Source organism: Sphingobacterium bovisgrunnientis, assembly GCF_009829085.1.
In the GTDB taxonomy this organism is placed as follows: Bacteria; Bacteroidota; Bacteroidia; order Sphingobacteriales; family Sphingobacteriaceae; genus Sphingobacterium; species Sphingobacterium bovisgrunnientis.
On the sequence record NZ_WUQY01000048.1, the window covers coordinates 1 to 20,655 of the forward strand.

General features: G+C 31.9%; 14 protein-coding genes and 1 pseudogene. 5 read left to right on the plus strand and 10 right to left on the minus strand.

The window, feature by feature from the left end; translation table 11 throughout:
* Nucleotides 1-183 precede the first annotated feature (183 nt).
* Genes GOQ16_RS16105 through GOQ16_RS16130 form a run of 6 tightly spaced genes read right to left on the minus strand, consistent with a single transcriptional unit; the run spans nucleotide 184 to nucleotide 11,020 of the window.
* Complete coding sequence (locus GOQ16_RS16105) at nucleotides 184-948, minus strand: glycoside hydrolase family 16 protein (RefSeq protein WP_160070234.1); 765 nt, start codon at nucleotides 946-948, stop codon at nucleotides 184-186.
* Nucleotides 949-982: 34 nt separating this feature from the next.
* Nucleotides 983-4,405 (minus strand): sulfatase-like hydrolase/transferase, encoded by a 3,423-nt coding sequence (locus tag GOQ16_RS16110; RefSeq protein ID WP_160070235.1) that lies wholly within the window; start codon nucleotides 4,403-4,405, stop codon nucleotides 983-985.
* A gap of 2 nt (nucleotides 4,406-4,407) precedes the next feature.
* Entirely contained in the window at nucleotides 4,408-5,469 is a 1,062-nt protein-coding gene (locus GOQ16_RS16115; RefSeq protein WP_160070236.1) for a HEAT repeat domain-containing protein, read from the minus strand.
* A gap of 1 nt (nucleotide 5,470) precedes the next feature.
* Nucleotides 5,471-5,830, minus strand: coding sequence for a response regulator transcription factor (locus tag GOQ16_RS16120; RefSeq protein WP_149914554.1), 360 nt, complete (start codon nucleotides 5,828-5,830; stop codon nucleotides 5,471-5,473).
* Between the two features lie 11 nt (nucleotides 5,831-5,841).
* Nucleotides 5,842-9,720, minus strand: coding sequence for a PAS domain S-box protein (locus GOQ16_RS16125; RefSeq protein ID WP_160070237.1), 3,879 nt, complete (start codon nucleotides 9,718-9,720; stop codon nucleotides 5,842-5,844).
* Nucleotides 9,721-9,778: 58 nt separating this feature from the next.
* The gene (locus GOQ16_RS16130; protein ID WP_160070238.1) at nucleotides 9,779-11,020 is read right to left on the minus strand and encodes a YaiO family outer membrane beta-barrel protein; all 1,242 of its coding nucleotides are present in this window, start codon (nucleotides 11,018-11,020) and stop codon (nucleotides 9,779-9,781) included.
* Nucleotides 11,021-11,490: 470 nt separating this feature from the next.
* On the opposite strand from GOQ16_RS16130, the gene GOQ16_RS16135 reads away from it, so the two are divergent.
* Nucleotides 11,491-11,685, plus strand: a complete 195-nt coding sequence (locus GOQ16_RS16135) for a CsbD family protein (RefSeq protein WP_149914557.1) — start codon at nucleotides 11,491-11,493, stop codon at nucleotides 11,683-11,685.
* A 428-nt stretch (nucleotides 11,686-12,113) separates the two neighbouring features.
* Here the strand turns inward: GOQ16_RS16135 and GOQ16_RS16140 are convergent, their stop codons facing one another.
* Nucleotides 12,114-12,368: a hypothetical protein gene (locus tag GOQ16_RS16140; RefSeq protein ID WP_160070239.1), complete on the minus strand. Its 255-nt coding sequence runs from the start codon at nucleotides 12,366-12,368 to the stop codon at nucleotides 12,114-12,116.
* A 114-nt stretch (nucleotides 12,369-12,482) separates the two neighbouring features.
* Nucleotides 12,483-12,662 (minus strand): annotated as a pseudogene (locus tag GOQ16_RS16145) (cold-shock protein); the annotation flags it as partial.
* 515 nt (nucleotides 12,663-13,177) lie between these two features.
* Here GOQ16_RS16145 and GOQ16_RS16150 point away from each other — a divergent pair.
* Both GOQ16_RS16150 and GOQ16_RS16155 read left to right on the plus strand, forming a co-directional pair.
* Nucleotides 13,178-13,534 carry an alpha/beta fold hydrolase gene (locus GOQ16_RS16150; protein WP_160070240.1) on the plus strand — a complete coding sequence of 119 codons (357 nt, stop codon included), beginning with the start codon at nucleotides 13,178-13,180 and terminating at the stop codon, nucleotides 13,532-13,534.
* A gap of 4 nt (nucleotides 13,535-13,538) precedes the next feature.
* Nucleotides 13,539-15,995 carry a response regulator gene (locus GOQ16_RS16155; RefSeq protein WP_240141070.1) on the plus strand — a complete coding sequence of 819 codons (2,457 nt, stop codon included), beginning with the start codon at nucleotides 13,539-13,541 and terminating at the stop codon, nucleotides 15,993-15,995.
* A gap of 146 nt (nucleotides 15,996-16,141) precedes the next feature.
* Here GOQ16_RS16155 and GOQ16_RS16160 read toward each other — a convergent pair whose 3' ends face one another.
* The gene (locus GOQ16_RS16160; protein ID WP_160070241.1) at nucleotides 16,142-16,921 is read right to left on the minus strand and encodes a LuxR C-terminal-related transcriptional regulator; all 780 of its coding nucleotides are present in this window, start codon (nucleotides 16,919-16,921) and stop codon (nucleotides 16,142-16,144) included.
* Nucleotides 16,922-17,595: 674 nt separating this feature from the next.
* On the opposite strand from GOQ16_RS16160, the gene GOQ16_RS16165 reads away from it, so the two are divergent.
* Nucleotides 17,596-18,540 (plus strand): IS4 family transposase, encoded by a 945-nt coding sequence (locus GOQ16_RS16165; RefSeq protein ID WP_204987504.1) that lies wholly within the window; start codon nucleotides 17,596-17,598, stop codon nucleotides 18,538-18,540.
* A gap of 41 nt (nucleotides 18,541-18,581) precedes the next feature.
* On the opposite strand, the gene GOQ16_RS16170 is transcribed toward GOQ16_RS16165, so the two are convergent.
* On the minus strand, nucleotides 18,582-19,052 hold the full coding sequence (locus GOQ16_RS16170; protein ID WP_160070242.1) for an SRPBCC family protein: 471 nt from the start codon (nucleotides 19,050-19,052) through the stop codon (nucleotides 18,582-18,584).
* Between the two features lie 921 nt (nucleotides 19,053-19,973).
* Between GOQ16_RS16170 and GOQ16_RS16175 the strand changes: the two genes are divergently transcribed.
* Nucleotides 19,974-20,426, plus strand: coding sequence for a hypothetical protein (locus GOQ16_RS16175; RefSeq protein ID WP_160070243.1), 453 nt, complete (start codon nucleotides 19,974-19,976; stop codon nucleotides 20,424-20,426).
* Nucleotides 20,427-20,655: the final 229 nt, after the last annotated feature.

Below are 20,655 nucleotides of genomic sequence, written 5' to 3' on the forward strand. Positions count from 1 at the left end.
CATTCTGAAAGAAGGATTAAAAATAATATCGTCAGGAACTGGCGATTACACGGGCGGAGACTCAAATAAGACTTTGGTGGCAAAGCACAAGTCTGTGAAGCCCGAAGCCCATTTGTCTTTAGCAAATGGGTAGTTCACTAGTCACCTGTCTACTTTAGTTAGCTCGGGTATGATTGCAGAGGATCATCTGTACGAAATTTCATTAAAGGGAATATATTTGACGCTGTCTATTATAAGCTCATTAATATTATTAGAAATGGGGCTTTTACCTTGAAAGAGCCACAAGTTTATTTTCAACCTTTCTTCACTTTGTTTGGGAATATTTTTCCCTTTATACGTCCATTTAGCTATTGTTTGACCTTGTGGATGAGTTTCCCGAATACTTTCAAAAGAAATGCTTTCTTCTTTCCATTCGAAGCTATGCACGGTGCGTTCTGGATAATCATCTATATTAAATCGGAAAATATTTTCAGGATTATCGTGGGGTTGCACCACAAATTGAGTATTCTGGTTAGTAACATCTGACCATTTCGAAAATTCAATATCAATTTCTTGATTGTCATTTAAATAGGTAAATAGTCCCGCTACGGCATTCTCATCTAAAGATGATAAAGAGGAACTAATGTAAAAAATGTACTTCCCATGTCCTACCTTCTCATCCAATGTAACCTCTGAACAATACCAAAGACCTTTTCTATTTATTATGCGTAGGTGTAGTTTACCTGTTTTATCTACCCAAACATTATCTTCGGAGTTGCTAAATAAATTTGGTCCGGGCCCAACTATATTGGCCCCGGTATTACGTACTAACCACTTATGTCCAGAAAAATTGATTTGACGTTCTTTTGGGGTGTTAATATTTATTTTTCTCACTGCACATTGAATGAAAGTGGATAAAATTAAACCAGCTATAAAAATTTTTACAAACGCTCTTATTATATTATTCATTAGAGTTGTTTTATCAGCTGATACTACAAATTGACTAATTTATATCCTTGGTAGTATTAAAAAAATTATTATAAAGGGAATCTGATATGAGAATGTTCGTTGAAATCAACTTTTCATTTTTAGCCTTGTACTCATCAAATTTATTTGATAAGAGTTTTCCTACTGACTTAGTTTCATTTTTTTCTTCAGTTAAATTCGTGTTCAAATTAAATACGTTTCCTTCCACGATGTGGTAATTAGCATATACAAAATCTTGCTGCTGTGTTTTACTTTGCATTATTGGAATACCGTTACTATTTGGTGATGCTCCAATTTCTAGACCTTTCCCAATCCAGGTGACTTGATCTGGCGTTTTGAAATCATAATTATTCCGATAAAATGCAAGTAACGTTGGCGCAATATCAAAATGACTCACAATTTGATTGAATGTTCCGGAAGATTTTAGCAAAGGAGAATAAATAATTAATGGGACATGATACCTATCTATTTTGTCTTGCAGATTAATCTCCGGCATACTATGGTCTCCTGTAATAACGAAGATGGTATTTGCAAAATCTAACCGTTTTTTATATTCTTCAAAAAAGCTTTTTAAAGCTTCATCCACATTCATTACTGATGCGAGTTGCTTTTTATAAGATTTAGCCAGCTTAATATTGTCTGGTTTTAAGTCTAGTATTTTGATCTGATTTTCTACTAGTTTTTCAAAATACTCTTGATTATTAATCAAAAACGGGCTGTGTGTGGATAGCGTAAGCAACAGATTAAAGTAAGATGAACTCTGTGGAGTAGAAACTAGCATTTTATTTAGAACAGCTTGGTCTTCATACCCCCAACTTTCTCCATTTAGTGAAGGAAGTTTTTTATAGGGCTCCTTAAAAGTTTGTATATCCATTAAGTTGTCTATGTTGTTGTTTTGCATGTACTTACTCATGTTATCAAACGAAGCATTTCCACCATAATAAAAACTGGTTTGAAATCCATTATATTTAAAAATATTTTGTAGATTGAAGTGAACAGGATATGTGTCTAATTCTAAAAATCCATTTTTTGCAAAGGGAAGTGAACCGAGAATACTTGGAAGTACTGCGAAAGTTCTTCCCGAAGAGCTTAAGCAATTCTCCCAGTAAAGAGATTTTTCTTTCAACGAATTTAAAAAAGGGGTAAAATTCCCTATATATCCATTTGATGAACTATAGGCGTGCCCCAACCCCTCCACTATAAGAATTACTAAATTTGGCGTTGATTCCGAGGCTGCTAAATAATTTCCTAAAAAGTCTTTAGTATCTTCTTTCCTTAAAAATGGATATGGTTCCAAATTATTAATATTTTGTTTACCTACTACATTCATTTTATTAGCCCAAGGGAAATTTTCTTCCACGTAATTGAAAAAATTAGTCTCCAAAAAGTATTTCCATTTGCTTACTGCTGCATGTGCGTAAAATTCATTTCTATTTTCAATATTTTTGGTGAATTTAAAAGGTAAGAAAACTAATATTAAGCCCGTCACTGTAAGAATAGCTCCAGCATAAGGTGTATTGAATTTATAGCGGCTTACAAAAAATAATGGGATTACCGCAAATAGTATAACTAGTAAAAGCAGGGCAATGTTTTTTAGATTTAACATTCCACTACTTTTAAGAATCTGTTTCAATTCGTCATAACTATAAAAAAAAATGTCAGCTCCCAGTAAGTTTTGTGATTCTGAAAAATAAAGGAAAAGTATTACTTGTATTACAATGAAAATGGAAAATATCGCTATTATCAAAGTGTTTATATACCTAAAACCTAGATATAACAATAATAAATACAAAATACTAAAAGCAGCAACTAATTGTATTACAAAAACCAGGTTATCAATGAAAAGATTAAAGTATATTGCTGAATAAATTTGATTATCAAATTTGGTGTTATACCAGTAAGCCTCAAGCCCCACGTTGGCCATATAGAGAATTAAAAAAACGAATGCAATAGGCGCATAATTTCTTAATGCCCATATAGCTGTTATTTTAATTTGAATCCATATACTTTCATTTTCATTAGACTGTTGAAATCCCTGTCTAGTCATCTCACCCCAGCTGTGCTGTTTTCGAAAATAGTCTCTTAATCCCGATACGCCAGCCATGACAACTCTTCCATGAAAAAAGAATGGTTCAAGTATTGCAGTGCCAATTAATGTCAATAAGTCTTTTCTCTTTGTATAAACTTGGTGAGACATCAGATCCAGTAATATAGCATAAATTGAATATAGTATTCCCGAGGCTATAACTAATATGAATAGTGTGAAAAAGAAGGGCCAATTTATAATTCCAAATACTAAGAATAAAATAAAAATACAATAACCTAGAAATTCAACTAAAGGACCTAAAAATTCAAAAAAGAACCAATATGGCATACTTATCATACCTAAGCGACCATATGAGGGGTTAAACATAAGTTTGCGATGTTTCCATAGGGTTTCTATAGTCCCCCTCATCCATCGATTTCGCTGCTTTTTTAAAATATCAGTTGATTCTGGTACTTCCGTCCAGCATAGTGGGTCCGATATGTTAAGAACTTTGTACTTTTGCTTTTGCTCTTCCATATAGCGTCTCATTCTAACTACAAGTTCCATATCCTCACCAACTGTCTTGGGATCATATCCACCACATTTCAATACTAATTCTTTATCAAAAGCACCAAAAGCACCAGAAATTAAAATAAGACCAGATGCTCTTGACCAAGCCATTCTCCCCAGCACGAAAGCACGTATATATTCTAAGGCTTGGAATCTTCCTAGCCATTTTTTAGGTAGATTAACTTCTACAACTTTTCCGTCTACAATTTTACAGTTGTTTGCTAGACGGATAACTCCACCACAAGCTATAACACGCTCATCGGTTTGATCCATGAATGGCTTAGCTAATTTTAGTAGTGCATCTTGCTCTAAAATGCAATCCACATCAATACAAACAATATAATTTCCACTGGATACATTTATACCAACATTTAAAGCATCCGCTTTACCTCCGTTGTATTTATCTACAACTATGAGTTTTTTAAATGCGGGATTTTTACTTTTATAAATCCCTTTTATTTCTTTTGTAGGTACTACTTGAACTACGTCAAAGGGAATTAGCTCTAAGTTGTAAGATTTAACTAATTTATCAATTGAATCATCTTTACTGCCATCGTTTACTATAATTATTTCCAAATTACTATAGTATAATGAAAGCAGTGATCTTACATTATCAACAATTGTTAGGCCTTCATTATATGCGGGTGCTATTATACTAAAAGCTGGTGCGTTAGGATTACTTGCTATTAATTTAAAGTCGGTATATTGATTAAGGTCTGTATATTTTTTTAGTGCCCCAAAAGCATAAATTCCTACCCAAGAATATATTAAGAATATGACGATTGAATATAATAGAAATAGCCATACTACGATTTCATATATAAAATGTGAATAATCTATCATAATTATTTTGATAAAGCATTTTGCAACACCTGTCTATATTCGGGCGCAAGATTGACGTCTGTTATTTTCTTCGTAAGATACTCCTGTTCATTCAATTTTTTCAATAATTTGACAGTATTTATGTAGATATGGATATCACTTTCATTTTCTAATACTGAATGAAGAAATGAAATTTGCGTATTATTCCCTGAGCGATCTATAAACTTTATAATTTGAACTTTCACTTTTTCGTTCTGAAGAGGGTAGCTGTTTATAAGTATGCTTAATGTTTCTTGATTTTCAATAGTTTGGAGCGTTTTAATTGCACTAATTCTAATATCCGTTGAGTTGTGATTCAGCAAGCCGACAATACTATCATGGGCGGTATGAATTCTAAACTTTCGTATAAAAGCTAAGGCGAAATCAATGACCGATAAGTTGGTGCTGATTAACCATTTTGATACAACATGAAAATCAGATTCTGCTACATTATGTAGCGCTTGTAATAATCGCATTTGTTGCCATTCTGATAATGGCTTTTCCAAAGATTGCAAAAATGAGAGACCTTGAAATCCGTTAAAGCGTACTATGCTATACTGTGCTTCTGAATATACGTAAGGATTATAATGATCCAAAAGGTTCGTAATTGTACCAATGGCATCACGATTATTCATTGCAGTCATTACTTGAATTCCACGTACATTTTGATAACTATTGCTGCTCTTTAGTTTCTCCCAAGCTAAATCATCTAGTTTAAGGCCATGAAAAATTTCTTTTAATGTTTTGTGCGCATCACCTACAAACCTTTGATCCGATTCAATCAAAACTGATATGAAAATTTTCTTAAAATTTTTGTTTTCTAATAGCGATAAAAATTCTGTGTCATTTAATAGGTTATATGTCCCATTAAATATGGAGTAGCTAATTTTTTCTTCTATTCTCTTTTTCCACAGCTGTGCATTATTTATAAATTGATAATTTCGGTACCCATAAATGATAACTCCTATTATAAGTAATATAACCAATAGTAGGAGTACCACTAATGCCAGAGTCAGATTATAAAGTTGGATTTTTAGAATTATCATTTTACTTAAAACGTAATAGTCTTTTAATTCTTAAGACTAATTCATTGGGATTAAAAGGCTTGACCATAAAATCTGATGCGCCTAGTATAAAAGCATCTTCTACGACATCCTCTTGACCCAAGCTGGATAAGACGATCACATTTATGGATAAATTATGCTGCTGTATAGCAGATAGTATTTCAATACCTGATGCAAATGGCATCATAATGTCTGTTACCACTAAGTCAGGTGGATCACTGACAATATGGTCTATAGCTTCTTTGCCATTTCTACATAGAATGATATCATATCCTTCATTCTTAAGTTTATGTTCAATAGTTTTTAAAATTAGTTCATCGTCTTCTGCTAATAATATTTTCATATCTTAATATTTTAAATGTCTTTAAGTATTGCTAAGCTCTTGTTTATCTCTGTAATAATTTCTTCATAAACATTTTCATCAAAATTATTATTAAAAAGTATATTTTCATGCTTTTTGATCTTTGAAACCAATGTTGTCATTCCTATAGTCGAAGCAGTGCCTTTGAGCTTATGAAGATTTTTTTTGAGTTCCTCGGTGTTTACTTTCTCTTTTGCACTTTTTAAAATAGATATAGTGTTGTTAAGCTCCTTAATTGCAAGATCCATGAAAAAAGATTTGAAATCATCATCACCATTAAAATTTTGATTTAAAGTATCTATATCAAAACCTATATCCGATGTTTCCAATGCCGTTTGATCTTTATCAACAGCATCTAAGTAATTTATTAATATATTTTCGATATTTTTTAGTTTAATAGGTTTTTGAATTATTTTAGTGAAATTGTTTAGATCTGAGCGTTTTTCCAGACCAGATATTATTCCAGCTGTAATTCCAATGATTGGCTTTGTCTTATATTTTGTAAGTTGACGTATTATTTCTGCCGCTTGCAAACCATCTATTATGGGCATTTGGAAATCCATAAATACTAAATCAACGTCATAATTTTTACAGGCATCAATAGCCTGCCTACCATCATATGCTTTTAAAATTTTTGAATTTGGAACCAGTTCATTAATGAATTTTACATTGAGTTCCATGTTAATCTCATTATCATCGGCAACAAGAATTACAGACGTTAAATTTTGTAAGGAATTTATTTGATTACCTTCTTTGCTCAATGGGGTTATATATTTGTTTTGTTGGCTCCTTTTTAATTCGTTTAAAGCTTGATATAGAGCCTGTGGTGTAAAAGGCTTTATTAATCGATGAATATATTCAAAATTATCTAACTCACTAAATTCATCTTCATCAATAGAAACAGCGTGCATTATTATTATTATCGAAATCTTATATTTTAGCTTATTTAATTGCTGCTTCTGCTCACTGCTAAGTTGATTGTAGTTTATTAATATAACATCATAATTAATTTCTTTTTCTAGAGTTATGCAAACCGAAGTAAAATCACTGCAAACTATGGTATTAATATTTCTATATGCAAGTAGCTTTGCTATTACCTCTTTTAAGGTTTCGTTTTGCTCAATTAATAAAACTTTCTGTATATTGGTTTCAATCTCTGTATTTTGATTGTTTGAATTATAGTCTAATTCCATGTCAAAATAAAAAACACTTCCTTCTCCTACTTTGCTTTCTAGCATTAGTTTACTATTCATATACTTAAGTATATTGTTAGAAATAGTTAATCCTAAACCAGTTCCTCCATAAATTTTGCTAATGGAGCTATCTTCTTGCGCAAAAGCATTGAAAACACCTGCTTGACGATGCGGCGCAATACCAATGCCTGTATCTTTTATGAAGAACCGTAAATGAATTTTATTTTTTAACTTTTTTAAAACCGATACTTTAATTAATACTTCACCATTTTTGGTAAATTTCACTGCGTTCCCGACCAAATTGATTAAAATTTGTTTTAATCTATCGTGATCATAATACATATATATTGGTAATGCTGGATCAACATCTAAAATGAGCTCAATATTTTTCTTTTGCGCTTGTAATACTACTGCTCCTACTACTTGGCTCGTTAATTCATAAATATTAGCCTCTTCTATAAATAATTCCCATTTTCCAGCTTCGATTTTAGAAAAATCAAGTATATCATTTATTATATGCAATAAACTGCTTCCAGACTCGTGAATATACTTTAGATACTGAAGCTGATTAGTATTAATTACCCTGTGCATCAATAATTCAGAAAATCCAATAATTCCATTAAGGGGAGTTCGAATTTCATGACTCATATTTGCTAAGAATTCTGATTTGGCGCTATTTGCTAATTCAGCTATTTTTTTTGCTGCAATCAACTCTTTGTTAATTTTGATGTAAGAGGTTATGTTTTGGGCAAAGACTATAATTCCGCCAATTTTATTTTTGGAAATATACCAAGGTCTTACTTCCCAATTCAAATATTTAGGGGCTTCTCCTTCGTTTAATTGTATTTTTTCGTTAGTATTTTTATAGGTTATGCCTTTTAATGCATTATAATATATTTGTCTCCGTTCTTGAGGAACATCTGGGAAAAGTGAAAAAAGATTTTTGTTCTTAATTTTTTTTAAATTTATTCCGAATTCTTCATACCACTGGTTACTATAGTGTAAAAAATCAAAATTGTTATTAAACATGGCAACCGAGGCAGGTACGAATTCTATAAATGCGCGGAGCATTGCTTCTTTCCTTTCTAATTCCAGGTATAGCCTTTTACTTTTATCAATATTTTGAATTATCCCAAATATGCGCGAGCATTTACCTTGGGTGCATTCGGGTACTCCTTTAAGTCTAACCCATACCGATTCAGCTTCATCTTGCTTAATTTTTAGCTGAATATCAAAGCCTTGTATGTCTTGTTTAGCTTTAATTAAAGTTTTACGCAAAGTGCGTTTAAACTCGTTATCAAAAAGATTTTCAAATTCTTTTAGGGTAGATATACAGTCTTTTTTAAGGTTAAAAAAAGTCTTTGCCGTATCGGAGAATTTTATTTTTTCTTTATCAATATCGATTTCCCATCCGCTAACTTGAGCTACAGTATTAGTTTGTTCTAATAACTCTTTAGTTCTTCTTAAATCTAATTCAACCTTCCTATGGTCAGTGATATTTAATGAGGTGCTCGCTACATAAGGGAAATCCTCGGTATCGCATTCAAGTATATCATGATACAAAAAATAAAGTAGGTTACCATTTTTTGCGACTAGAGTAATAACCCCGGAAGTTTCCTTCTGTTCTTTAATTTTATTTAAATATTCCTCTATGTGCTTTTTACGTTCCTCTGGTATAAAATCAACTATATTTTTACCTTCAACTTCAATCGATTTATAACCCAGCATTTGACTGCCTTTTTCATTGATTTTAAGAATTTTTCCATTTAAATCATGCAGGCATGTGAGTCCTATGCTATTCTCAAAAAAATTTCTGAATTTACGTTCTGACGATTCTAATTTTTTTCTTTCTTGTATTTCCTTTGTTATATCTCTGCCGAAGACAAATATTTCGTTGACGGTATGATTATATTTAAATGTCCAATCAATTAACAATTTCTTTTTTGCTATTATACTCTGGCTTTTAATGTTGCTTTTTCCGTTTAGTTCACTCTTATTTATGGCTAATTCGAGTTCCTCACTTTGGGAATCAACAAGCTTAATGAAATTGAATTCATTAGACTTTTTTTGTGATTGTAAAAATAATTTATCAAATACCTGATTGGCCTGTTTAATATTTAAATTTTTATCCAAAACGCAAATCATATTCTGCGTTTGTTCATAGATACTTTTGTAATACCCCGATTCTAATTCCTTTTTTTTTCTTGTATATATTTGACTCAATGCATACGCAAGATCTTCTAGAGATTTGATTTGATTTTCTTCAAGAACCTTAGGCTTATAGTCCATAACACATATAGTTCCTAAAGCTATACCCTCTTGATCTACTATAGGGACACCTGCATAAAATCTAATTCCTGTTTCTTTTATTAAAGGATTCTCGACCGTTCTGTAATCTAATGAAGTGTCTGGTATAACTAGAGCGTGCTGCCCGTTAATAGTATACTGACAAATTGTATCTTTTCTTTCTACGTTGTTTATATCTAACCCTATGCAGCTTTGAATCCTTTGTATATCCTCTTCCATTAATGCAATAAGGGAGGCTGCACAACCGGTTAATGCGGTTGCAGATTGCGCGAATATATCAAATTCATGATCTTTACCCATACCAATTAACCCATAATTATGCAGCTGTTTAATTCTTTTAAGCTCATTTTTAGGTTTTGGAAATAATCTCATGACAGAAACATTACTACTATAAAACGGATAAATGGTAAAAATCTGGAGACGATCTTGATTAAAAGACTCTACTATAGCCAATACTTAAATCATATTGATTACCTTTTTGGCTAACCTGAAACTCCTGATTGAAATAAGTGGCAGCAATACTTACTAAATTTCTCTTTTTAATGGAAAAGTTGTAGTTGGCGCCAACTTTATAAGTTTTTAACTTAAAAGAATCCTCGACAAGTAGGTTGTTTCGATTTTCTTCGGGACTTATACCTGTACCTACTTGAAGTCCAAAGTAATCGTCTGCTCCTTTCAAATAATATCGTACAGTTCCAGTATAGGAATGAGATATATTCGTTTTATCAGGAGAAAGATAGGTTCTTAAGTTGAACCATAAATTTTGATAATATTTACCTATGGATGCGGTATAGAGCCATATGTTGTTTGAAAAATTCAATTGCCTATATCCAATTTCACCTTCAAAGCTTTTGGGTAAATTAGCATAAAGAGAAACTCCAGTTCTATAGCGTGGAAAAATACCCACATTATCTGAGTACCCTGCCCCTAGGTATAAATAAAAAATTTTATTGATTCTTGGATAAGCTTCTAGTTCAAACTGTAAGCCATTATCAGCGAACTTATTAGCGTAATTTGTTTTAAATATCACCGAACCCAATGATGTTGCTCTTCTGTAGCTTACTCCCAAAATATGCCAATTATCATCAAACTGTTTATCAAAATGAGTGAAATCATAATTTATACTAATTGCATTTTTTGCGGTATAAGATTTCAAATTTTGAGCCAGTGAGTTGGCTTCTGTATTTTTAGGGTTAATATTCAGTAGAGTATTGACGGATGATTCTGCGTGCTGATAGGCTTTTATGCCATAATTAAATTTCGCATGCAACAAGAGTATGTCTTCGGATTGAGGATGCTGGGATAGCCCTTCATCAATAATTATTTTCGCTTTTTCGTTTTGGTTGTTCCAATAAAGTAGGTAGCCGTAAGCTAGATAGAAATCTTCATCTCTGATTTTTTTTGCATGTAGATTTTCAAAGACTCTTGCGGCTGAATCAATTTTATCACTCCATGTATAAAGCCTTCCTAAGAAAATGTGTAAATCAGTATATTCTGGGGATTTATCCAGTGCGGATTTAATTAATCTGATTGCTTGTGGATAATCTTTTAATTCAAATGCTACATTTCGAGCTCGGGAAAATAGTTCATCGGAAGATAAATTTACATCTTGACCATAGATTGTTATAGTCGTAAGTAGGCTCAATAAAAGCGAAATTATATAAGGCTTCATAGGGCAGATAGAGTTTCTGGAAACGAATTAAATTTTATAAATATAGAGAATTATGTATATATATTATACTGTTGTTTTTTATTTGTAACAAGCCGTTTTTGAATGCATTTGACCCAGAGATGTTTTAAAAATATGGGAATCACTGGACAGCTTGAAAAATGATTTACATCTTCAATCATTCTTTTGGCAGTTTTGCAAAAAGGTTTCAGGTAAAAGTAAATCTTCATACGCAATGCCCAAATGGAAAGTAATGAGTATTATTTCTAATATTTATTATGAAAAGTTGATTGATTAATAGTAGTGGTATTAAACTGTTTTCAAGATTATTAAATCTTTATATTTTGAAAATCCACCGCCGTTTTTGCCTCATAAAGGATGTTGCAGAAATTATTATTTAACATTTTGTAACATTTGATTGTAAACTATATATTCTTTTATATGTTCTACTAATGAAACAAAACTTTAATACTATGGATTCATTAGATTTGAAAGGCAAATGGAATATTTTAAAAGGTAAAGTAAAGCAGCAGTATGCAGACTTGACAGATGATGATCTTTTATATGTAGAGGGAAAAGAAGACGAACTTTACGGAAGGTTACAAGAAAAAACTGGTAAGACTCGTGAAGAGGTTACGAATTGGTTAAATGATTTAGACAAAAAATAATGTTTATTGTCTAATTATAAAAAAATACAAGGGTCTAACTATTTGTTAGGCCTTTGTTAATTTGTTTGATGTAATATTTCTTGTTGTGAATTATATCAAAAAATGGCTGGGGGCATATGAATAATTTTTGCATCAAGGGATGATTACATACTATTATGTTACAGATATTTTTGCGTAAGTTAATGAGTTTTGGTAGAGCTTGAAAAACTCCAAGAAAACTTCATTATTGGGAATGCTTCGATACGGTCATGAATCCATGTGGGTCTTATTTGTGAGGTAATTAGTGTCAAAAATGAATAGATAAAATATGTTTCCTTCCTTAAACATTCTAAATGCTATTTTCTATAGATTGCGCTAACCAAGATTTAATTAATAAGTTCGTGGGTAATTTTAATCATTTAATAAAATTTGGAGAGTTCAAATAAAAGCTATAGGATAATTATTGAACTTGTATCTAGTATGACCAAATCGTAGGCTCGTTTTGATAATTCAGATGGTATAATTGTTTTTCGTATCTCTTCATTATGACTGTTTATCATAATACCTATTAGGAGCTCTTCTTTTACTTTATATAACTTAAAGACTGCATTTTCCTCTAAATAATTTGTTTCAGTAAAAAGCATATTTACATTTTTATCCTCGCAATAATTAAGTGCTTCTTCTATGTTGAATGTTTTTTCCATTAAATGATTTTTAGTCTTAAATTAAGGCGTGGTTTTATGTTTATGAGTGATGTGTTTTAAAAAGGTTAAAAATTATTTGCTCTAACCTAATTAATAATACATAATAACGTATCGTTATGCTATTCGTATGTTTGTAGCATTAAGGCCCGAGCGGCCTTGCTCGATGTTATATGTCCCCTGATCATTTTGATGTATACTATCTTTTAATTTTAATCCTGACATATGTACGAATAAAACCTGACCACCGTCATTAGGTGTTATAAATCCAAAGCCTTTTGTTTTGTGAAAGGATTTTACTGTTCCTTGTTACATTTTTTTTGTGCTTTTAAAAAAAATTAAGGCAATATTGCCTTCTTTTAGACCATAAGGTCTTAAATAATCATTTGTAAAAATCAAGTGAATAGGAATTAAATTCTCTTAGAGAAGATTAAATTCAAATATTAACTCATCAAATAAATGATAACATTAGAGCTGGAAAGCGAAGACTAATATCGATAAGTGAAGTATCTTTCTTAGGTTTTGCAAGGCAGGACCCGATGGTATACAAATATAGTTTTTTTTGTTTAAAAATGATATTTTTAAATTATTTTTTATTTTTTTAAAAAATAATTAAATTTTTGCTGAATTGCAATATATTAGGGTTGTCAGGTGTCGTCAGACAGTGTTTAGTCGGAGTCTATGTGCATGACAAAAATTGTAATAAATTGATGTTTAACTTGTTGAATCCGGATAATAAACACTCTGCAATATAGTCAAGGCCGTATTTGAATGGATTTGATCAGGAGGAGTTGAATCTAATATTTGAGACTATGTCAAATAATTATTTCGCTTGGGTAAGTGGTTTTTCTGTAGCTGCAATGGCAAACCCACAAAATCCTGAATTGGCAGAAAATTTCGCATCAACACTTAAAGCGATTAGACCTGATATTGCACAATCTGTAGCGCGGGTTATATTTCAGTCGAATTACCGTAGAGAATTACCAAAATTGGATAAGCCTACATTAATTATACAGGCACAAGAAGACATTGCTGTGCCTTTGCGTGTTGCAGAATATATGAACGATAATATTCCAAATAGCAAATTGAAAGTCGTAAATGCTTTTGGACATTTTCCACATATGAGTGCTCCAGAAGAAATCATTAAGGAGATTAAACTATTTATTTAATATTTTGAATAAGCTGAGCGATATAGATTGGAATTATGAAGCGGTTAGTTTTTTAACTGGTTTGTACCCAATTAAGAAGAAAACAGATTATAAAGATGTTTTATGTGAATCTACGAATCTGCTTAAAATGCATTCCCAGGCTAGGATAGTTTCATTTGTAAGAATTGAAGACAATATAACTGCACGTATAGAATATAGTACCTCAAAAGAACTTCTAAACAATTTGTTTGATGTTCAGCTAATTCTTGACTTTCTTGAGCAAGAGGATATTGTCTTGAATGTTGATTTTTTGAATCAAAAGGAACAATCAGAAGTAGTTGTTTTTTTACCTTTACAGGAAAATGGGCTTAGAGGGGGATTTCTGCTAACGGTGGAGCAGTCTCTTTCTTTAGACATATCGTATAAGAGTTTTTTAATTTCTTTGCACCAAGGGCTTAAAGATACGTGTTTCACTATTCAGAAATATTTAGTAATTGAAGAGTTCAGCACGCGTTTCAATACTATTCTTGAAACTATTCCTCAAGGAATTGTTTTTGTTGATGATGGTGGTAAGAATGGGTGGGTGAATAGAAAGGCTTCTGAAATTTTAGAAATCCCAAAAGGAAAAAACAGTCCTATTGCTATTGCTCAAGCAATGCAAAAACTAAAAAGTACTGCTGTAAACAAAGAAGAAATTAATCAGGGTGGGTTGCGATTATTTAGTTCCTCTGGTCAAAAAATTGACGATTGGAAGTGGATTTTTGGTGATCCAGTAAGTTTAGTGCTTAATGTCACTTGTGTTCCTGCCGTTTCTCAAAACGTAAAAGGACGTATGTGGGTGTTCACAGACTTCACATTTCAGTATTTGGCGCAAATCCAATTACAAGCGCTATCTGAAGAATTAGAACAAAAAAGAAAAATTTCCGATCTACAAAACAAAGCAAAATCAGAATTTTTAGCTAACATGAGTCATGAAATCCGTACTCCACTTAACGGTGTGATTGGGTTTGCAGATCTGTTGCTTAAAACAGAATTAAATGACACACAATATCAATACCTAAACTATATTAGAGATTCTGGAAATATACTTCTTAGTGTGATAAACGATATTCTTGATTTTTCTAAAATAGAATCAGGAAAATTGGAACTTTTTATCGATCGTTATAACGTTTATGAATTTATTAACCAGATTGTAAATATTATTCTTTATCAAGCGCAACATAAAAATTTAGAGTTGTTATTAAACGTAGAACAAGGTTTGCCTCAGGATATCTGGATTGATGAGGCGCGTTTAAAGCAAGTGTTAGTAAATATGCTTGGAAATGCTGTTAAGTTCACTCCAGAGGGTGAGGTTGAGCTTTCTGTAAAGAAAATCCAAATGAATGAAGAAAGCATTATTTTGCGTTTTTCTGTTCGCGATACGGGAATTGGTATTCCTTTGGAAAAGCAGCAACGAATCTTTGATGCTTTTACTCAAGAAGATAGTTCGGTAAGCAAAAAATACGGAGGAACAGGATTAGGTCTAACCATATCTAATAATCTATTAAAATATATGGGTAGTAATCTAAAGCTTAAGAGTGAATTAGATAAAGGGTATATTTTTTATTTTGATATTGAAGTACGATATGATCAAAATTCGATAGAAGTAGAAGAAGAACTGAATGTTGGTCGGGTTTTAATTGTTGATGACAACCAGAGCAATAGGACCATTCTTAAACATATGTTAGAGTATAAAAATATCACTTGTGTTACGGCAGATAATGGTATAGAAGCTATTCAGCTTCTAATTAATGGAGAGTTTTTCGATACTATCTTAATGGATTACCATATGCCAATACTTTCAGGGCTTGAAACTATAGATAAGATAAAAGAAATTTTTAAACATAATAATAGAACTGTGCCTCTTGTGGTATTACATACTTCCTCGGAAGAACATGATGTTATATCAGCATTCAGAAAGAATGAAAATTCGCATTGTTTACTCAAGCCAATTAAATCTGATGAATTATATAGAATACTTGCTAAAACCTATCAGAGCGTTAAAACTAAAAGAGAAGAAGATTTTTCGATAAACAGGGGTCTGTCAATTTTTGAACAACCTATAAATGTCTTATTGGCTGATGATAATCCGGTTAATAGGGCTTTGAATCACAAGATGCTAGAGATGTTAGTTCCTGGTGCGAGACTTCTGCAAGTGAGTGATGGAAAACAAGCTGTTGAAGCATGTGAGAAGGAGATATTCCAACTCATTTTAATGGACGTACAAATGCCTCTTATGGATGGCTATGATGCTACGAGGCATATCCGTTTATTGCCAGGATATCAAAATATACCAATTATAGCGGTAAGTGCAGGAAATATCTCTGGCGAAATGGAACGATGCGTTAGGGCGGGAATGAACGATTTTTTGTCCAAACCATTTACATCAAAGGATATGTTAAAGGTTCTTCAGGCTAATATTGGCCTTAGCGGGGATGAATGATTGATTTAATCAAGAGCTGTAGAAATATTACAGCGGAAGTTGTTAACTAAGTCAATTTCTCTCTTAGACTAAATGCGCTTTAAATTTAAGTTGATTTTTCTATGATGTATGTAATTCAATGATTTTCCAATTTTGTGGTAGATGCATTATATCCATCCTTCGCGTAAGGCTTTCGAGCCTAATTCGACAAAGGATTTACAGTTTGATTTTCGGAGGATATTTTTACGATGAACACTCACTGTATATGGGGATATGTATAGTGCTGAAGCGATTTCGAGTGTGGTTCTGCCTAACAGAACCAATTGGATTATTTCTTTTTCTCTTCTGGTAAATAAAGAAGCTTCAGGTGTTTTTTGTTGGCCATAAGGAGTTAATACATTATAGTATGAAGGTTCGCCATCTAATCCTAAGAAAGAAAGGTTGATTGCCTTTTCTTCTGTTTTAAGTTGAGTAATATCGGTGTGAACCCCTAGTACTCTTACCACAGCTCCATCCTCATTGGTTTGAATGGTGCTTACTTGTTGCAATATCCATTTGTATGAGCCATCTGCACAGCGTAAGCGATAATCGTAATTCACCTTGTATTTCAATACCTTATCAGGCTTGAGTTTCGAAAAAAAATTTGTTACTTCTTGCTCATACATTACAAAACGGGATTTATCATCGGGATGTATGTTATTCATAATGTTTTCAGGATTAAAGTTGCTTAAAGACCATCCTAATACATTCTTTAAGCTCTCACTCACAAATTCTATTTCTATATTGCCAACATTAAAGATATAATAATAATATGACTCGGGGTGAAGTCTATCTAAAAGCTTCTCATAAATTTCGAGCTGAAATGTATAAGGTAAATTAGCTTCGGGTGCATATTTTGCAATTTCTTGCCAAGTTTGTTTTGCTTGATTGTATTTCAATAAATCCATAGCCAATTACTTAAATCAAATATCATAAAAATTTTCAATTATCACCTAAAGGGTGTGCTTTCGATTAAGAAAAATTTTTCTATGGATTTTCTGGTTAGTAAATATACTTAAGGTTCTTTCGGTTGGCCTGGGGTTAAGAAATTATCTTCTTTCGCACGATTGCGAGTCCGCAACACCTATGGTAGATCTTTCAATCTCTAACTTACCATCGAGCTTGCTTGTCGCCAAAATGCTTTACAGGGTGATTAAACTTTTCAATAATCTTTTATTAGTCAAAAGTCGCTGTCAGTCCATATGCTTATAGTTTTGCGAAATAATAATATATGGGAAACTTGCTAATTCCATTTAATATTACTTGTGTTTCGAAAACGACTTTATTATGAATTTAGTCGATTATTATAAATCACATTTTAGTACATGAAAAAAATATAACCACCTAACTATTAGGCAATTATTTCAAAATAAATTTGTTTAAAAGACTGACATTCAGTATATTAAGGTATTATTTCCAACGTAATGCTCTTAACACGAATACCAGTCAGTGCGATAAATATACGGATTTATTAACCGTATTTACAGCCCATCTAAGCAAGGATCTCAATCTTTCCAGGATCCGCCTCATTTGTCTTTTTATCACTGCTCTATGCAAAGTTAAGTCAGTAAACTATTCCAAATTGTCTGCAGGATTTGATTCTCCATCCGCAGCCAGCAGTTGTTTTAGGAGAATCCAGCGCTTCATGGCGCAAGTGGATCTGCCAATGCGCCTTATCAGTACACTTATATTCAATCTTTTACAAAACAGCAGCCCCGTTATTCTAGTCATGGATAGGACAAACTGGAAATTTGGACAGCAAAACATCAATATACTCATGTTGGGTATCAGTTATAAGTCTGTTGCCATTCCAATCATGTTTACGATGCTGGACAAGCGAGGGAACTCTAATTCACAGGAACGAATTACATTGGTCCAGAATTTCATCGATTGGTTTGGACTGGATTCCATTGACTGTATATTAGCTGATAGTGAATTTATCGGAGAGAAATGGTTAGGATTCTTAAATGAACATAGCATCCGGTATCATATCAGGATCCGGAATAACTTTAAGGTGTTCTTGCCCAGGAAACAAAAAGAAATAACGGTATGGCACTTGTTTAACAACCTTAATATCAGGGAATTCAGACATTACCAGCATATTGTAGAAATGCAGGGTCAATTATGTTACCTATCAGCTACAAAAACTGTGATCGATGGAAAAGTTGAATTTTTAATACTGGTATCATTCAATAAACCACAGCAGGCACTGGAATATTCTAGGCGGCGCTGGAATATCGAGACACTATTCAAATTTATGAAATCTAGCGGGTTCAATATAGAAGATACCCATGTCACTGACTTGGACCGCCTTGAAAAATTGTTCATGCTTACGATGATAGCATGCCTGTGGTGCTACAAAGTTGGTGATAATATTCATACCCAGATTCGACCCATTAAAATTAAGAAACATCAAAGAAAGGCCGTGTCAATAATCAAATACGGCCTTGATTATATCACAGAATGTTTATTGTCAGGATTCAACAAGTTAAACATCAATTTATTACAATTTTTGTCATGTACATAGAAATCACACTTTAAAATAAGGTTCTTGTATGACATAGTATTTTATTCTTTAGGGCTCTCGTTGAATAGTTTCTCTAAAATTTGGAAGCGAAAGTCGAAGATTTCAATTAGTTTGTTTTTGACAAAAAGTTTGTGTGCCAAAATTCCTAAAATACCTAAAGGCAATTCATAAATAACAGTGTCTTTCATTAATACTCCCTTGTCATTTTCTATAAAATCATGCCTATGGTTCCAATATTTATATGGACCGGATGATTGAAAGTCCGTAAAGTTTTTATTTTTTTCTACGGTAGTAATTATCGTTCTCCATTTCAAAGGAATATTTAGAATTGGAGTAACAATGTAATCAATCATCATATTTTCATGAATTTCTTCATTTTCAAAATTTGACACTATTGTAAATCCCATTTCTTTTGGGGTAATCTTCGATAGGTTCATAGGGGAAGAGAAAAATTGCCAAGCTGTATCAATATCACAATTTAATTGCTGTTCTCTATATAATGTGTATCTCATTTTTTTGCCTTATATTATCTTACTTTAATCGATTAAATTTTACGCCGCTTTATGTTGATTGTTGTGTGTATTTTATTTAGGTAACACTTATTGTTTAATTTATGATCCAGTTTTTAAAACCTCTATATTCATAGGTTGTTTTTATTCATTAGTAAGACTTTCAACCTCATTTACACTTCATCGTGTTTTCAGAAAAACTGTATTCATAGTCGCTGAATTAATGTGTAATTGTACTAAAATTCTGTTAAAAGTATTTATTGACACTAATTTTATTTTTTTTGACAAAAAAATAAAATTTCTCCACATATTTTTTTCTGCGCTCTGGCCTTTCTTATTGGAATGCAACTTATCCGATATCTACAGGTAATGGATTTTTTTAATTGCAGGAAGGCCTATCTCAACTTCACAAAACAAGAAACCTCTGGTTATACAAATTGAAGTGTTCTAAAATTGGGGAACAACCGTTTTGTAGGTGCAAATAATATCCATTGATAATATGTTTATTACATGCTTATATTGTCTTCAATTGAATTCACCTGTTTGGTAGTAAGGATTTTACTATAGAAAGACTTAAGGTATTTTTAATTGTCCATGATCCTTATAATTAATATAGCATAAATAATTTTATTGAAAACATACTCGTGTATATTTTGATATCTCTTATTGTAATTGGTTCAATGTCATATTGTGTTTTATTAATTGTAATTTATGACATCTATTATATTCAAGTTAAATTTTTGAGTAGATTGTTTTTGCACGGCGTATAAAATAATAAATCGCTATTGTTTTAGTTGTTCTTTTAATAAGATTATAGAATAATGGGATTGTTATTGATTTTTTTTAAATTTACAGTAATATTTATGAGAGTTATATTGATATGCAATAAAAAATTGTATATTTGAAATATAAATACCAAACCAAATGATCATATACTTAATTTTAATCGGCGCAATCATTTTGATTTTCGCCGTATTTTATTATTTAGATTACTTAAAGAAAAGAGTATTTGATGATAATGTAAATCTTTCTCTTTCTTTTGATTTCCAAGAAAGTAGCACCTCCAAAGCATCTAAACACTTGTTGCTATTCCATATTAAAAGTGTTAATGAAAATTTCAGAGCTTTGTATATTAATGATGTTAAAATAAAAAATTCCAAAGTCCGTTTGAGGCATTACAGAAATATTTCTACGAAATTACCTATTCCTCAAGATGGAGTATTACTTTCAATGGAAGTAAGAAAAAGTGGAAAATTAAATCCACAGGAAATTGAAAATTGTCAAATTGTTATTTCCGGCTTTCTAATGGAGGATAAAAACAAAAAAGTATTCTTTAAAAGAAAGATGCAGGTAACTCCGCTTCCTAGATATGCCTAAGATTTACTACATAAATTAGTTATAATTTTCCAAAATTCCCTTTATAAATTAGTGTAGTTTAGTGTTAATAATTTGCAAAATAGCTCAGTAAATGAGCTGTTTTGTTTTTATGCTTTTATAAAACGGAGCGTAAAACCCACAGGTCTTTAGCATGTGGGATGTAAGCGACTAGCCCTGATTGAGAATATACTCACGAATAGTATCAGGAGATGCTTCACCTATTGAACAA

Excerpts from the sequence above, each read along its gene's own strand:
- GOQ16_RS16130 (WP_160070238.1), bottom strand. The coding sequence starts at position 11,020 with ATGAAGCCTTATATAATTTCGCTTTTATTGAGCCTACTTACGACTATA.
- GOQ16_RS16140 (WP_160070239.1), bottom strand. The coding sequence starts at position 12,368 with ATGGAAAAAACATTCAACATAGAAGAAGCACTTAATTATTGCGAGGAT.
- GOQ16_RS16105 (WP_160070234.1), bottom strand. The coding sequence starts at position 948 with ATGAATAATATAATAAGAGCGTTTGTAAAAATTTTTATAGCTGGTTTA.
- GOQ16_RS16175 (WP_160070243.1), top strand. The coding sequence starts at position 19,974 with ATGATCATATACTTAATTTTAATCGGCGCAATCATTTTGATTTTCGCC.
- GOQ16_RS16135 (WP_149914557.1), top strand. The coding sequence starts at position 11,491 with ATGGATTCATTAGATTTGAAAGGCAAATGGAATATTTTAAAAGGTAAA.
- GOQ16_RS16120 (WP_149914554.1), bottom strand. The coding sequence starts at position 5,830 with ATGAAAATATTATTAGCAGAAGACGATGAACTAATTTTAAAAACTATT.
- GOQ16_RS16170 (WP_160070242.1), bottom strand. The coding sequence starts at position 19,052 with ATGAGATACACATTATATAGAGAACAGCAATTAAATTGTGATATTGAT.
- GOQ16_RS16110 (WP_160070235.1), bottom strand. The coding sequence starts at position 4,405 with ATGATAGATTATTCACATTTTATATATGAAATCGTAGTATGGCTATTT.
- GOQ16_RS16150 (WP_160070240.1), top strand. The coding sequence starts at position 13,178 with ATGTCAAATAATTATTTCGCTTGGGTAAGTGGTTTTTCTGTAGCTGCA.
- GOQ16_RS16160 (WP_160070241.1), bottom strand. The coding sequence starts at position 16,921 with ATGGATTTATTGAAATACAATCAAGCAAAACAAACTTGGCAAGAAATT.
- GOQ16_RS16115 (WP_160070236.1), bottom strand. The coding sequence starts at position 5,469 with ATGATAATTCTAAAAATCCAACTTTATAATCTGACTCTGGCATTAGTG.
- GOQ16_RS16125 (WP_160070237.1), bottom strand. The coding sequence starts at position 9,720 with ATGAGATTATTTCCAAAACCTAAAAATGAGCTTAAAAGAATTAAACAG.